Below are 15140 nucleotides of genomic sequence, written 5' to 3'. Positions count from 1 at the left end.
GTGAACTGGTCACCGTTTTTTAGTTGAACAATTATTCAGTTTTTATAAACTAAATTATTGTCCTTTCACTTCTTTAAGTCCGTTGAATGGAGCTTTAGCACCTAATGCTTCTTCAATACGGATTAATTGGTTGTATTTAGCAACACGATCAGAACGGCTCATTGAACCAGTTTTGATTTGACCAGCAGCTAAACCAACAGCTAAATCAGCGATAGTTGAATCTTCAGTTTCACCACTGCGGTGAGAGATAACAGCAGTATAACCTGCATCTTTCGCCATTTTAACCGCTGCGATAGATTCAGTTAATGTACCGATTTGGTTAACTTTAACTAGGATTGAGTTAGCAATGCCTTTTTCAATACCTTGTTTGAAGATTTTGGTGTTAGTTACAAAAAGATCGTCACCCACTAATTGGATTTTGTGACCTAATGCTTTAGTTTGGTATGCCCAACCGTCCCAATCGCTTTCATCTAAACCATCTTCGATTGATACGATAGGATATTGTTCAGTTAAACCTTCTAAATAGTGAGTAAATTCTTGAGCAGTAAACTCTTTATTACCTTCACCTTTTAATACATATTTACCTGTTTCTTTGTTATAGAATTCTGAAGCAGCACAGTCCATCGCTAAAGTAATATCTTTACCTAATACATAACCCGCTTTTTCAACAGCTTCTTTAATACAAGCTAATGCTTCTGCATTTGAATCTAAATTAGGAGCAAAACCACCTTCATCACCTACAGCTGTATTCATACCTTTAGCATGTAAAACTTTCGCTAAGTTATGGAATACTTCAGAACCCATACGGATTGCTTCACGTACCGTTTTTGCGCCAACTGGTTGGATCATAAATTCTTGCAAATCGATGTTATTATCAGCATGTTCACCACCATTGATAATGTTCATCATTGGTAACGGCATAGAGTATTGACCTGGCGTACCATTCAAATCAGCAATATGTTGATATAGTGGTACACCTTTTGCTGCTGCTGCTGCTTTAGCATTAGCTAAAGATACTGCAAGAATTGAGTTTGCACCTAAGTTTGATTTAAAATCAGTTCCATCTAAATCAAGCATGATTTGGTCGATAGCAGCTTGGTCTAACGCATCTTTACCAACAACTGCTTTCGCAATTGGGCCATTTACGTTTTCAACAGCTTTTAAAACACCTTTTCCTAAAAAGCGAGATTTGTCACCATCACGAAGTTCTAACGCTTCACGTGAACCAGTTGATGCACCAGATGGAACGATTGCTAGACCAACAAAACCACCTTCTAAATGAACTTCAGCTTCAACTGTTGGGTTCCCACGAGAGTCGATGACTTCACGACCATGTACTTTAACGATTTTTGCCATGTTATTTTCCTCTATATGACAGATATATTACAAATGTAAAACTTTGAAACTATTTTTGTTGTAACTGCTGATACTCCTTGGCAGCTTTTATAAAACTACTAAACAGTGGATGCCCATCTCGTGGTGTCGAGGTAAATTCCGGATGGAATTGACAAGCAACAAACCATGGGTGATCAGGAACCTCGATAATCTCGACTAATTTTTTATCAGTTGAAAGTCCGGTTACTTTTAATCCTGCTTTTACAATTTCAGGTAATAAATTATTATTTACTTCATAACGATGACGGTGACGCTCAGTAATTGACTCTTTTTGATACATATCAAACACTAATGAGTCTGGTTCTAAATGACATATTTGAGAACCAAGGCGCATAGTACCACCTAAATCACTATTTTCATTACGTTGCACCACATTACCCGATTCATCACTCCACTCAGTGATTAACGCAATAATTGGATTCGCGCAATCTTTAACAAACTCTGTAGAATTTGCATCTTTAATTCCAGCAACATTACGGGCATACTCAATCATGGCGACTTGCATTCCTAAGCAAATACCTAAATAAGGTATTTTGTTCTCACGTGCATAGCGTGCAGCAATGATTTTACCTTCAACACCACGATAGCCAAATCCACCAGGAATTAAAATCGCATCTAAGCCTGCAAGTAAATCCGTACCACGTGATTCAAGATCTTCTGAATCAATGTAACGAATATGAACTGTTAAACGGTTTTTTAAACCACCATGTTTTAATGCTTCGTTAACAGATTTATACGCATCAGGTAATTCAGTATATTTACCTACCATACCGATTGTGACTTCACCAACAGGATTAGCTTCTTCATAAATCACTTGTTCCCACTCGGAAAGATCTGCCTCAACACAATCAAGATGGAATCGATTGCAGACAAAAGTATCTAAGTTTTGTGATTTTAAAAGAGCTGGAATTTTATAAATTGAATCGACATCTTTTAACGAAATAACCGCACGTTCGGCTACATTACAAAACAAAGCAATTTTCGCCCGCTCGTTAGCTGGAATGATGCGATCAGAACGACAAATAAGCACATCAGGTTGAATACCAATAGATAGCAACTCTTTAACAGAGTGTTGAGTAGGTTTAGTTTTGACTTCGCCTGCAGATGCTAAATACGGCACTAGAGTTAAATGCATAAATAAGGTATGTTCACGACCCACATCTACCGCCAATTGACGGATAGCTTCTAAAAATGGGAGAGATTCAATATCCCCAACAGTGCCACCGATTTCGACAATGGCAACATCAAACCCTTTTGCGCCAGCAATAACACGAGATTTAATCTCATTGGTAATATGAGGAATAACTTGAACAGTCGCGCCTAAATAATCTCCACGACGTTCTTTACGTAATACGTCGGAATAGATACGACCTGTTGTAAAGTTATTTTTGCGAGTCATTTTAGTGCGGATAAAACGCTCATAATGACCTAAATCAAGATCCGTTTCTGCCCCATCTTCCGTTACAAAAACTTCACCATGTTGAATAGGGCTCATCGTGCCCGGATCGACATTAATATAGGGATCAAGTTTTAACATGGTGACTTTTAAATTGCGGGCTTCTAAAATTGCAGCTAATGATGCTGCGGCAATGCCTTTACCTAAAGAAGAAACGACACCGCCTGTAACAAAAATATAATTCGTGACCATTAATACCAGACCATTATTTATTTAATAGAATAATATTGCAGAAATTTAAACCATAAAAACTAATGCAATATATGATGAATCAGACGGGAAATTAGTATAACAGAATATGGTTTCTCTCACAATTGAATAATTACGTTTAATTCATTTGTTAGCCATATTACCTACAAAATTTGTGTCTATTATTTTGATAATCCGTCTAATCTTAATTCAAAACAATTCATCCATATATTTAAAATATTTTATCTCTATAATGACTAATAATTTTTTCAAGTCGTGATTGATTCACTTCTTTTTTCCGAAAAATCAGAATAGTATTTATTAAGGTGATTAAGATAACAAATAGAAACACAAAATTGTTGATCAAAATTAGCGAAAAAAATGAGAATAACTGATTTTTATCGCTATCATTTCTATAATCAGTTAAAAGCGTTAGTTTCGAAATCTTTCTGTTATGATAGCTTACATTGGTGACAATACCAGTAATTTTTAAGTTGGCACTATTACCTGATAAAATACCATTATAGTAATCAAGCTGCGCTTTGAAACCCTCATTACCATATGAATATTTATAGTTTTCATCATAGAGTTGAATTGAATTGGTTAATTGTATACTAATGTTGTTTTCATCATTTTGTAGCCTGAGCACTTTATCTTTTGCATCATCGATTAATTGTCTAAATACATCTACTCGATACAGACTAGGAAAATCACTAAGTTTATTGCTGTCTATTGGGTTGAGATTAACAAATATCTTATTACATTGAACATGATGAGGTTTTATTCTTTGCGTATTTAGAATATCACATGATACACTAGATAAATTCAAATTAACCCGATCCATAGAGTGGATGGCGGATTGCTTTAAATTTTCTTTATCATCAATATTCCAAGTAGTGGCTGTCGAGGTTAATTGTTGATAGGTAAAATCTAATTTTTCACCCGCTTTAGTAAAAAAGAAAATTAAGATAGCCAGTATTAATCCCGTAATGGCTAATATAACATTATGGTGAAAAAATTTAGGTGCGCCATAATTTTTCACTTCCTCGCTTATTGATAAGTGTTTGCCAAAACTAAGCACTTGTTTTGTATCAACTTCGACCTGCATATCAATTGGTATATAGCTAGTATCTGGGAGAAATATTTCCCAGTATGAGGGATAGTAAACATAAAAGTCTGTATCAATACTTAAATTACTACGGTCTTTTCCACTACGCCAAATTTGTGCTTGAATATGATTAACATATTCGGTAGGCAATTTCCGCTTTTTACTCGATGCTATTAGGGAAAAAATAAAACAGATGATTGAAAAAACAACCAATGCAATCGACTGAAAATGTTCTACAGCTAATAAAGACATAACGCCTAAAACAAAAAAAAATGTCATTAATTTGCCAGAATTGCTTCGGTCTTCGATTGCATTTTCAAATTGATTTTTTTCCCGTCTGCTTAGAATCTCGAAAGTCGGTTTTTTTTCAGATGCTTCAGTGATTTGTTGAGATAAGGTTTCATTAGATTTTTCTAAATTACTCATACAAATAGGCTTTAATTTTCCTGTCTGCCAATAATCATAACGTTGCTTTTGTTTACGTACAAATAAATTTAGACCCGCCTGTATTAAATCATAACTGTTTATTTTAACAACAATTCCATAACTTTTTGTAAAAACAATTTCAACAGTATTGATGTTTTTTGTCTTATCGATATGTTGCTCTGGATCTTGAGATGTAAAACCCATAATAGCGTAATCCATATTGTAAGGAAAAAATAACTGGACATTATCCATCTTATAATAATATTTATATTGGATTTCATCGGTAAAATCTTTTTCAATATAACCTTTTATTTTCGTCACATCGAAACTGATTAATGAGCTTTCCTTTTGATAAGGAGCTGTAAAGTTATTTTCATCATCAAGATAAGACTGAAGAAGAAGAATTTCTTCTTCAGTTAGCTGTCGAATTGCATTTTCACGGATAAAGGTATCCTCCTCTACTTCTATAGAATCGTGATCAGCTAATTCAAAATACGCAAAGATGAAAAAAACAACAACAAACAGTAAAATAACTAACATACATTAAAGATCTTTTTTATTTATATTTTATATTAAAACGTTTTATTAAAGATTAACGATAATTACCTAATCTTTCTTCGTAATATTTTTTAATTTCAACAATTCGATGTCGGTTAATTTTTATATTCCTTAATAGTTTAATGCCGTTAATCGTGGCCGTTAATGTCATAACAATAAACATAATCATATTAAAAATAATTAGAGAAGCATATGATAATCTTTGATTTAAGCTGGTTAAATCATTACTCTGCCAATTTTTTATTAAAAAATATCAATAATGTCGACAATCAACCTAAAGTATACGATAAGTATAGAAATTTTTAATTTTAAAATTACGAATTCGATTCAAAATTGGTTTCAACAAGAACATAATACCGTTAAGAATGGTCACTGAAGCTAAAAGCAAAAATAACAGCAGATTTATACAAATTGGCAATAGATTTTCGCTTATATCTTTTTGGTATAACTCTTGCATATTTATGGTTAATGTTGAAATGGTATGATTAGTGTCATAATCAACATTTGAAACGAATCCCGACATCGTGACCACGATATGATCTGTATGAAAGTTTTTGTCAGATTGTGGATCTACACTTTCACCCAATTGAGAACTTATCTTTTCTTTTATACCATGTAGAATAAAATAGCTTGTGGAACTGGCAAGATGAAAAGAGCTATTGCTAGTTGCACTGTGAATTAATGCTTGAATACATCTATCGGCTTTATTTTTAACAGGTACTTCACATGTCAATGACACATCTAAAAAATTAAATTTCACTACATCACCCGATTTGATGTTGCTCGTTATTAATTTTGATACATCATCAAAAAACCAACGTTTAGAATCGTGATTGTATTGATGATAAACAAATGAGAAATTGTCACATACATCTGCTCGATAATTAACACCATAAACATAAAACACGCCAACTAAAAAAAGCCATAAATTTCGTCCCCAAAATTTTGGTGGCCCGAATTGTTCAACCTCTTTACTAACCGACAAGTCGTAGCCATAACGAACAATTTTTTTACTGTCAACATCAACATCTAAATCAACATCAAAAGTGCTATTTTCAGGGATAAATGATTGCCAATTTTTGGGATACTTTAATTTCAAACCATGACCAATTATAATCTCATTGGATTTAACAATTTTTCTCGTTATTCTCCCTTTTACTTGATTAATAAATCGCACTTTAGCTTTATATTTTGGTTTACGAAAATAAAAGTAAATAGCAACCAGAAAATTCACTCCAAACCAAAACAGATCGTTTAACTCTTTTGTATCCCAAAAACGATTAAAATAGCTTACGACAAAAAAACAAAAAAATGCCGTGAGTATTCCTCTATTTAATTTGTTACGGGAAGCTGATTCTTGAGATGTTTCTTTTCGAACTGATAAAATTTCGTAACCCAATTTTTTACTTAATCTAGCATTTGGTCTCACTGAATGAATAGCATTTTCATCGAAGTTTTCGCCTTGGGAGAATTTTGAAACGCCGCTCTGCCAATATACCGAACTTTGTTTATCATTTTTTTCATCTGCCAAATAGGCAGCATATAATGCTGAACCTATTTTGTGATCATTTAACTTAACAGCAATAGCGAAATTTTGCGTAAGCGCAATTTCAACTTCATTATAATCACTAAGGTAACGATCCATGTTGAAAGGAAATACAACATCAATATTATGGATTTTATAGGAATAAGTGTTTTCGTTATGCGAAAATTTAGTTTGTTTGACACAACTACCGGATATTAACATCACTTCTCGAGAAACTAATGATGACTTTTTTTTATCTGAGGATTGGTTACAAGTCATCGATAAATAGCTTTCTACACCATTTATTTCCTCTTTAGTTAACATTCTAAAAGATTTGAGGTCAATAACCGAACTACCGGCTATTAGCTTATTTTTATATTTATTTCTTCTAAACTTTTTTATTGGATAAGAAATAATAGAATAAATAAATGAAATAATTAAGTGAATTATGGTCATAATAGCAAAAAACGGCATTAACACTTATTCCTTATAACGCTTATTTTATAATAAAGTAAAATTTAACTTTTAATTTTCAACTATAAAATTAATGATTGACTGATTTTTCACTCCGAGATAAACCGATAATTCCAGAACGAACAATTTCAACAATATTACACGTTTCACGAATAGAGGATAAAAACGAATCTAACTTTTCGCTTGTCCCCGATAACTGAACAATGTAATGAGATGCGGTAACATCAACTATTGAACCTCTAAAAATATCGGCACAGCGTTTAACTTCATCACGTGCGTCAGATCCTTTAGCTGTAACTTTGACTAACATGATTTCTCGTTCAACATGAGGCCCTTCTGTTAAATCATTAACACGATAAACATTCACAAGTTTATGAAGTTGCTTTTGAATCTGCTCAAGCACATGTTCATCACCCGTTGTTTGAATAGTCATACGGTGCATAGTCGGATCTTCTGTTGGTGCTGTAGTGATGGTTTCAATATTAAAACCACGCTGTGAGAATAAACCAATAATTCGAGATAATGCTCCAGGTTCATTTTCTGTTAAAATTGATAAAATATATCGCATTAGGTTCTCTCCGTTTTACTCAGCCACATTTCGTTCATTGCTCCACCACGTATTTGCATTGGGTAGACATGTTCAGTAGCATCGGTCATGACATCGACAAAGACTAGACGATCTTTAATCGACAACGCTTTTTTAAGTTTTGCTTCAAGGTCTTCTCGTTTAGTTATGACCATTCCAACATGACCATAAGCTTCTGCTATTTTTGCAAAATCAGGCAATGATTCCATGTATGAACAAGAGTGCCGCCCAGCATAAATCATATCTTGCCACTGTTTAACCATACCTAAAAAACGATTATTTAAATTCAAGACAATGACTGGTAAACCATATTGTAAAGCAGTTGAAAGTTCTTGAATATTCATTTGAATACTGCCATCACCAGTTACACACACGACACATTGATCAGGAAAAGCGAGTTTAACCCCAAGTGCAGCCGGAAGACCAAACCCCATGGTACCAAGACCACCAGAAGTAATAAAATGACGAGGTTTATCAAATGGATAATATAAAGCCGTAAACATTTGATGTTGACCGACATCAGTAGTAACAAAAGCATTACCTTTAGTTAATTTATACAAAACTTCAATCGCTTCTTGTGGTTTGATGCTGTCACCTTCATGGCTATAAGCTAAACAGTGACGTGAACGCCAATGATCAATTTGTTTCCACCAATCCACTAATGCATCAAGATCACGGTCAGCTTGTAATTCATTAAGCTCAGATAACATCGTTTCAACCACTTTTTTTGCATCACCCACCACAGGAATAGTTGCAGAAATTGTTTTTGAAATTGAAGTTGGATCAATATCGACATGAATTATTTTCGCCAAGGGGCAATATTTTTCAACATTATTGGTTGTTCTATCATCAAATCTTGCACCAACGGCTAAAATCACATCAGCGCTGTGCATCGCCATATTGGCTTCATAAACCCCATGCATTCCAATCATGCCTAAATAATGTTTATTTGTTCCAGGAAAAGCACTTATTCCCATTAAGGTTGACGCAACGGGTAGATTCAATTTTTCGGCTAAAGATTTAATTGCATCACTTGCACCTGCACTAATTACCCCTCCGCCAATAAAAAGGACGGGTTTTTTAGCTGCCAATAATGTCGTTAATGCTTTTTTAATTTGTCCTTTATGTCCCTGAATAGTTGGATTATACGAACGCATTGAGACAGATTTAGGATAATGGTAATTGTATTTATTTGCTGGATTAACAATATCTTTTGGCAGATCAATCACAACCGGGCCGGGCCTACCAGTTGACGCAATATAGAATGCTTTCTTAATAATTTCAGGAATGTCTTTAGAATCTTTTATCAGAAAACTATGTTTAACTATTGGACGAGATATACCGACCATATCACACTCTTGGAAGGCATCATTTCCAATCAAGTTACTTGCAACCTGACCTGAAATAACAACCAATGGCACAGAATCCATGTATGCGGTCGCAATACCGGTAATGGTATTGGTCGCTCCAGGCCCTGATGTTACAAGTACAACACCCACATCACCTGTAGCCCTTGCATAACCATCAGCCATATGTACAGCAGCTTGTTCATGACGAACTAATATATGTTCAATACCACCTAAAGTATGAATTGCATCGTAGATATCAAGAACACTACCACCGGGATAACCAAATATCTGTTTTACTCCTTGATCAATCAAAGATTGAATGACCATTTCTGCGCCTGACAGTTTTGCCATCGTTGTTGCCTCCAATATTACAAATTAGTCATTTATTTTGCATTATCAAATACATTAAATCAATAAACAAACTTCAGTAAGTACTAATTTTTATAAACAAATTGCATTAAAAAAACAAATTCAAAAAAATATATAAAACATATAGTTAAATTTTTTAAGAAAAAATATTATTATTGTGATTTATTGTTATTTACCGGTTTTTTCTATACACTTTGAAAAAGTCTATTTTTAGCCTTATCTAAACTCGACACATTATTCCTAAAAGGTATTATCATGAGCAATTATTCTTTTGAACCTATTTCCCTTGCTGATTGGCAAATAGTAAAAGTATCAGGTGAAGACAATCTTAAGTTTTTGCAAGGACAAGTAACCATTGATATGAAAAATCTTTCCGAACATTCAGCATTGTATGCAGCGCACTGTGATGCAAAAGGAAAAATGTGGAGTAACATTTTATTATTTAGACGTGGGCAAGATATTTATTACATACTAAGAAAAAGTGTTGCAAACAGACAAGTTGCAGAACTCAAAAAGTATGCAGTTTTTTCCAAGGTTATAATAGAAATCGTAGAAGATTTGCATATGGTAGGACTCATTGCTGATGCAATCCCTGCTTCGCTTCTTTCTAAATTCAACGATAATAATTGCATGACGGAAAACAATATTACTTATATTAAACTGCCTCTACCACAACCTCGCATTATTATGATTACGCCTAATTTATCAGAGAACAATTTACAATCTTGTGATCAATGGCTTCGCCTAGATTTAGAAGCCGGTTATGCAGTTATTGATGCCGAAAATATAGAAAGTTTATTACCTCAAGCTTGCAATTTACAACTTCACAATGCAATTAGTTTCGATAAAGGTTGCTATTGTGGACAAGAAATGGTCGCCAGAGCACAATTTCGTGGCGCAAATAAAAGAGGACTTTATTTATTATCAGGTAGCAGTCCAGTACTCCCAATTATAGGGGATACGGTTGAATATCAGATTGAAGGAAACTGGCGAGAAGGAGGCCAAATATTGGCAGCACTAAAACTAGATCAGAATAATAATGTTTATGTACAAGTGGTGCTTCCTAATGGAATAGATATTAATACGGCCTTCAGAATAAAAGGGCAAGTTGACAGTAAACTATCTTTTCACTAATTCGTGATATCGTGATAGTACTGATTATAAAAATTAAACAGCGTACACATAACACAAATTTAAGCTAAAAGGTTGATAGATTATTTGGCTTAATATTTTTTCAAATATCAGTTTGTTTAATAATAATTTGCTGGGATTAAATGTTAAATCCCAGCAAATTTATAATACCATTTAAGAATTATAGATTTTCTAATTCTTGATTCACAACTTCAATAAAATATTTAACACCTGTTATAAGTAAATCATCATTAAAATTGTAGGCAGGATTATGCAAATTTGCTCCCTGCCCAGCACCTAACCAAACATACGCACCGGGCACCTTTTGTAACATAAAGGCAAAATCTTCAGATCCCATTGAAGGAGGAGGATCAATCGTTACATTATTATCGCCCACCACTTTTCTTGCTGCGCTAATGGCTATATCCGCCTGCTTAGCATAGTTTACGGTAGCAGGATAACGACGCTGATAATTGACTTCCGCTTTGGCGTCAAAAGTTGATGCGATACCCTGTGCTATCTGTTTGATTCTTGATTCAGCCATGTCCTGCACATCAGAACTAAATGCCCGAACTGTTCCTCGAATTACAGCCTGTTGAGGTAATACATTCCAAGTATCGCCACTATGAATTTGTGTTACGCTGACAACTAGTGAGCTAAGTGGATCGGCATTACGGCTCACAATACTTTGTAATCCATTGACAATTTGTGTTGCAGTTAAAATTGTATCTTTACCCAGATGTGGTGCCGCTGCATGTGCGCCAACACCTGTGACAGTAATTTCAAACACATCATAGGATGCCATTATGGCGCCATGATTAATATAGAAATGATTCAGTGCCATATTGGGCTGATTGTGAATACCGTATACAGCTTCAATGGGAAATTTATCAAATAGACCATTTTCGACCATTACCCGACCGCCGCCTTCGTTTTCTTCGGCGGGCTGAAAAATAACCACCACGGTTCCACTAAAATCACGATGCTGGCACAAATATTTAGCAGTACCGAGTAATATTGCAGTGTGACCATCATGCCCACAAGCGTGCATTTTCCCATGGATTGTTGAACAATAATCAATATTATTTTCTTCAATAATATCCAAAGCATCGATATCCGCTCGAAGACCTATAACGCGCCCTTCTTTGTTTCCTTTAATAATACCGACAACACCTGTTGGAGCAAATTCAGTATACAATTCAGTAATACCAAATGATTTAAGTTTTTCAATAATAAATTGTGTTGTATTGGTTTCTTGAAAAGCGGTTTCTGGATGAGCATGGATATTATGGCGCCAAGAGATCATTTCTTCTTTAAGTTGACTAATAGTATTCATTCATTGTTCCTTCTGTAACAGATTAATAAGCAATCCATAAAGCTATTTGATTAACTATAATAGGTTTTATATATAGAGAGAAATAACTAATTTTACTATGGTTATCCATTTTAGTTATAAGTTTCCTTAAATAAAAGGCTTAATAAAAAGAAATGACTCTATTGATCCCTTTGCAAAATAATATTTAAAATTAATTGATTGTGTTTCATAAATAGCTATAACACATAAAATAACTAGGAATCAATAAAAAAGGGCCGAACGGAATAATGGTTAATGAGGGAAGTCGAACTATAAAACGTAAAATTAAATAATAAATTATACCCAAAATTGATGAACACATTAGTATAAGAGGAAGCGTTTGATAAGGTAGCCATGAACCTAAAGCTGCAAGTAATTTAATATCCCCTTGCCCTAACCCTTGTTTGTTGGTTATTAAATAAAATAATCCAGCAGGAATTTTTAATAACAGATATCCAATAACTATACCTGCTACAGCATCCCTTAATGAGATATCAAATAATTCAAAATAAGCAGCAATAATACCCAACCACATTAAGGGCAAAGTAAAAAAATCGGGTAATAGGTAATACTGAAGATCAATCATAGATAAGAGCAAGAAATAACAAGCAAGCCACATAAGAATGATACTACGAAAATTTAAACCGTTATTTAAATAAATAAGCAAAAAAAGGAGTGAAACCATTATTTCCAGTATTAAGTATCTATATGCAATTTTGCAGTGACAATAATAACAACGTCCTCTGAGTAATAACCATGAAAAAAGAGGAATTAAATGCCAAAGCTTTAAGCCTTTTTGACAACCTCGACAATTTGATCGAGGATAAGAAATGGCAATAGCAAATTCAAAAAAAGAATAGGACGGTGAAAAACGATAGTATGCAACAGAAATAAAACTACCAAAACATAAGCCTAAATAAAAAATAAAAATTACCACTAACTAATGACCTCACCAAGTTGAAATATCGGTAAATATATAGCTATGATCAATCCACCAACAATTAACGCCAACACTAACATTAATGCAGGTTCAAATAATTGTGTTAAATTATCGGTTAATGTCTGATTTTGTTCTTGATAATAATAAGCCAATTTTTCTAACATCGTATCTAGTGTCCCTGACTCCTCCCCTACTTGAATTAATTGATAACATAAATGCGGAAACAGCGTTTGCTGTTGAAGTACTGAACTGAAAGAGTGACCTTGTTCTATTCCTGCTATCATTTGATAAATTGTTTCACGATAATTGTGATTTAAAAGTGTATTTGCAGCTGCATTCAATCCGGCAATTAAAGGAATGCCCGCAATTTGAGTAATTGAAACGGTTTGAAAAAAATGGGTTAAATTATGGCATTGTATAATTTTACCTACTAAAGGCGTTTTTAACATGAAATAATCTATTTTCTTCTGATAACGTTTTTTAAAATAGTATCTATAACAAAAAAAAACCAACATAGTTAATAAACACCCAAACCAAAATTTTTCCCGCAAAAAGTTAGAGGTATTAATAATCAATTGAGTAAAAGGAGGAAGCTGTGCATCAAAACTCTGATAAATATCTGAAAATTTAGGCAAAACAAATAATAACATAATTAACGTTACCAACAGCGATACAGTTAGAAGGAATAAAGGGTAACGCATCGCTTTTTTTATACATTTTTCTAAATGAATTGTTTGTTCTAATTGTAATGTTAATTGTTCAAAACTTAAATCCAGCTGACCTGTCAATTCCCCTGTTGCAATAATTTCACTATAAAGAGGAGGAAATACAGATTTATATTGGGTTAAAACTATTGATAGTGACTCTCCTAAAGAAATCTGTTGTTCTATTTCAGTGAGTAAATATTGCCAATGTGATTTTGGATGTTCTTGTGCTAATAAATGTAGACTTTCAAGAAGAGGTAAACCAGCTTTAATCATAGTAGCTAATTGCTTGGTGATAATTAACAAATCATTTCGATTGAAACTGCTCTTACGGATAAATTTTCCTGCTTTGATCTTAAAAGCAATTTTACCTTGTAATAACAATTGTCTCCTTGCGTCTATCAGAGATACAGCCACAATTTTGTGTTCAATAAAATTTAAGTCATACCAATAATAAATTCTTTTCATATATCGCCTAACACTCTATTCAATTCATCTAAAGACGTAATCCCGTTTTTGACTAAGTGTTGCCCTGCTTTTTTTAATGAAATAAAATTTAATGGAGAAATTGCTTGTTCATTTAATATTTGATGTTGAACATCAGGTGTAATCACTAAAAATTCGTATAATCCTACTCGTCCAACATAGCCACCAATACATTTTTCACATCCTTTGGCGATATAGTGAGGTATTGATTTTTTATCCATTATAATCAACTCATTAGCAATCACTTTACAATAGGGGCAAAGCTTACGTACCAATCGTTGTGCAATAATTAGTTTTAAACATGATGCGATGAGAAATCTTTCTATACCTATCTGATTAAGCCGTGTTATTCCTTCTATACTTGAATTGGTGTGTAAGGTTGATAATACTAAATGTCCTGTTTGGGCAGCCTGAATAGCAATTTCTGCTGTTTCATAATCACGAATCTCACCAACCATTATTACATCTGGATCTTGCCTTAATAACGAACGCAAAACCGTCGCAAATTCCAAACCAGCTTTAGGATTGACCGCAGTTTGATTGATTCCTTCAACCGGAATTTCAATCGGATCTTCAACACTACAGATATTACAACTAGGTTGATTTAAGATTTTTAAACCACAATAAAGCGTCATGGTCTTACCACTACCCGTAGGACCAGTGACTAATATCAATCCTTGCGGTTGATTCAAAATCTGTCTAAAAGTACGTAGATTATCTTCGGTTAAACCTAAATCATCTAACGTGAGCTCAGACTCATAATTATCCATTACACGTAAAACAACTTTTTCACCATTTTGGACAGGTATGGTTGAAATACGCATAGTATAATTTTTAATTATCAATTGCCCATCTTGGGGTAAACGTTGTTCAGCTATATTTAATTTAGCCATAATTTTTAAACGAGCTACTATTTTTTTGGCTAACGTAAGGGAAGGTGATGACATATTTTGCAAAACCCCATCAATACGCATACGTATACGGTAACTATGTTGATAAGGCTCAAAATGAATATCCGAAGCTCTTTTTTCTAATGCTGAAAGTAATAATTTATCAATACATTCAACTAATTGCTGTTCTTGCATTACCC

The 15140-nt window shown here is 33.7% G+C and carries 11 protein-coding genes; 1 reads left to right on the top strand and 10 read right to left on the bottom strand.

The window, feature by feature from the left end:
* Window positions 1-54 precede the first annotated feature (54 nt).
* From eno to ilvI, 6 genes are all read right to left on the bottom strand, one after another.
* Entirely contained in the window at window positions 55-1356 is a 1302-nt protein-coding gene (eno, locus tag ACKJXD_RS04530) for a phosphopyruvate hydratase (RefSeq protein ID WP_065559328.1), read from the bottom strand.
* Between the two features lie 49 nt (window positions 1357-1405).
* Window positions 1406-3043, bottom strand: a complete 1638-nt coding sequence (pyrG, locus tag ACKJXD_RS04525) for a glutamine hydrolyzing CTP synthase (protein ID WP_220216878.1) — start codon at window positions 3041-3043, stop codon at window positions 1406-1408.
* 229 nt (window positions 3044-3272) lie between these two features.
* Window positions 3273-5114, bottom strand: a complete 1842-nt coding sequence (locus tag ACKJXD_RS04520; RefSeq protein ID WP_430875660.1) for an IgaA/UmoB family intracellular growth attenuator — start codon at window positions 5112-5114, stop codon at window positions 3273-3275.
* A 292-nt stretch (window positions 5115-5406) separates the two neighbouring features.
* On the bottom strand, window positions 5407-7131 hold the full coding sequence (locus ACKJXD_RS04515; protein WP_430875659.1) for an IgaA/UmoB family intracellular growth attenuator: 1725 nt from the start codon (window positions 7129-7131) through the stop codon (window positions 5407-5409).
* 70 nt (window positions 7132-7201) lie between these two features.
* Window positions 7202-7699, bottom strand: coding sequence for an acetolactate synthase small subunit (gene ilvN, locus ACKJXD_RS04510; RefSeq protein WP_220216875.1), 498 nt, complete (start codon window positions 7697-7699; stop codon window positions 7202-7204).
* A complete protein-coding gene (ilvI, locus tag ACKJXD_RS04505) occupies window positions 7699-9417 on the bottom strand; it encodes an acetolactate synthase 3 large subunit (RefSeq protein WP_220216874.1) in 1719 nt (572 codons plus the stop codon). Before ilvI ends, ilvN begins: the two co-directional genes overlap by 1 nt.
* 273 nt (window positions 9418-9690) lie before the next feature.
* Here ilvI and ygfZ point away from each other — a divergent pair, with 273 nt between their 5' ends.
* The gene (gene ygfZ / locus ACKJXD_RS04500; RefSeq protein WP_430875658.1) at window positions 9691-10569 is read left to right on the top strand and encodes a tRNA-modifying protein YgfZ; all 879 of its coding nucleotides are present in this window, start codon (window positions 9691-9693) and stop codon (window positions 10567-10569) included.
* Window positions 10570-10747: 178 nt separating this feature from the next.
* Here the strand turns inward: ygfZ and ACKJXD_RS04495 are convergent, their stop codons facing one another.
* From ACKJXD_RS04495 to ACKJXD_RS04480, 4 genes are all read right to left on the bottom strand, one after another.
* Window positions 10748-11902 carry a M20 aminoacylase family protein gene (locus ACKJXD_RS04495; RefSeq protein ID WP_430875657.1) on the bottom strand — a complete coding sequence of 385 codons (1155 nt, stop codon included), beginning with the start codon at window positions 11900-11902 and terminating at the stop codon, window positions 10748-10750.
* A 205-nt stretch (window positions 11903-12107) separates the two neighbouring features.
* On the bottom strand, window positions 12108-12857 hold the full coding sequence (locus tag ACKJXD_RS04490; protein WP_430875656.1) for a prepilin peptidase: 750 nt from the start codon (window positions 12855-12857) through the stop codon (window positions 12108-12110).
* On the bottom strand, window positions 12857-14032 hold the full coding sequence (hofC, locus tag ACKJXD_RS04485) for a protein transport protein HofC (RefSeq protein ID WP_220216870.1): 1176 nt from the start codon (window positions 14030-14032) through the stop codon (window positions 12857-12859). Before hofC ends, ACKJXD_RS04490 begins: the two co-directional genes overlap by 1 nt.
* Window positions 14029-15135, bottom strand: coding sequence for an ATPase, T2SS/T4P/T4SS family (locus tag ACKJXD_RS04480; RefSeq protein WP_430875655.1), 1107 nt, complete (start codon window positions 15133-15135; stop codon window positions 14029-14031). The genes hofC and ACKJXD_RS04480 overlap by 4 nt, the downstream gene beginning before the upstream one ends.
* Window positions 15136-15140 lie beyond the last annotated feature (5 nt).

This window comes from Gilliamella sp. G0441 (assembly GCF_050589305.1).
GTDB lineage: Bacteria > Pseudomonadota > Gammaproteobacteria > Enterobacterales > Orbaceae > Gilliamella.
The sequence above is the reverse complement of the archived record's forward strand: the minus strand, read 5'-3'. Positions and strand labels throughout refer to the sequence as shown.

Excerpts from the sequence above, each read along its gene's own strand:
- ACKJXD_RS04515 (WP_430875659.1), bottom strand. The coding sequence starts at position 7,131 with ATGCCGTTTTTTGCTATTATGACCATAATTCACTTAATTATTTCATTT.
- ACKJXD_RS04520 (WP_430875660.1), bottom strand. The coding sequence starts at position 5,114 with ATGTTAGTTATTTTACTGTTTGTTGTTGTTTTTTTCATCTTTGCGTAT.
- ygfZ (WP_430875658.1), top strand. The coding sequence starts at position 9,691 with ATGAGCAATTATTCTTTTGAACCTATTTCCCTTGCTGATTGGCAAATA.
- pyrG (WP_220216878.1), bottom strand. The coding sequence starts at position 3,043 with ATGGTCACGAATTATATTTTTGTTACAGGCGGTGTCGTTTCTTCTTTA.
- hofC (WP_220216870.1), bottom strand. The coding sequence starts at position 14,032 with ATGAAAAGAATTTATTATTGGTATGACTTAAATTTTATTGAACACAAA.
- ACKJXD_RS04480 (WP_430875655.1), bottom strand. The coding sequence starts at position 15,135 with ATGCAAGAACAGCAATTAGTTGAATGTATTGATAAATTATTACTTTCA.
- eno (WP_065559328.1), bottom strand. The coding sequence starts at position 1,356 with ATGGCAAAAATCGTTAAAGTACATGGTCGTGAAGTCATCGACTCTCGT.
- ilvI (WP_220216874.1), bottom strand. The coding sequence starts at position 9,417 with ATGGCAAAACTGTCAGGCGCAGAAATGGTCATTCAATCTTTGATTGAT.
- ACKJXD_RS04495 (WP_430875657.1), bottom strand. The coding sequence starts at position 11,902 with ATGAATACTATTAGTCAACTTAAAGAAGAAATGATCTCTTGGCGCCAT.
- ilvN (WP_220216875.1), bottom strand. The coding sequence starts at position 7,699 with ATGCGATATATTTTATCAATTTTAACAGAAAATGAACCTGGAGCATTA.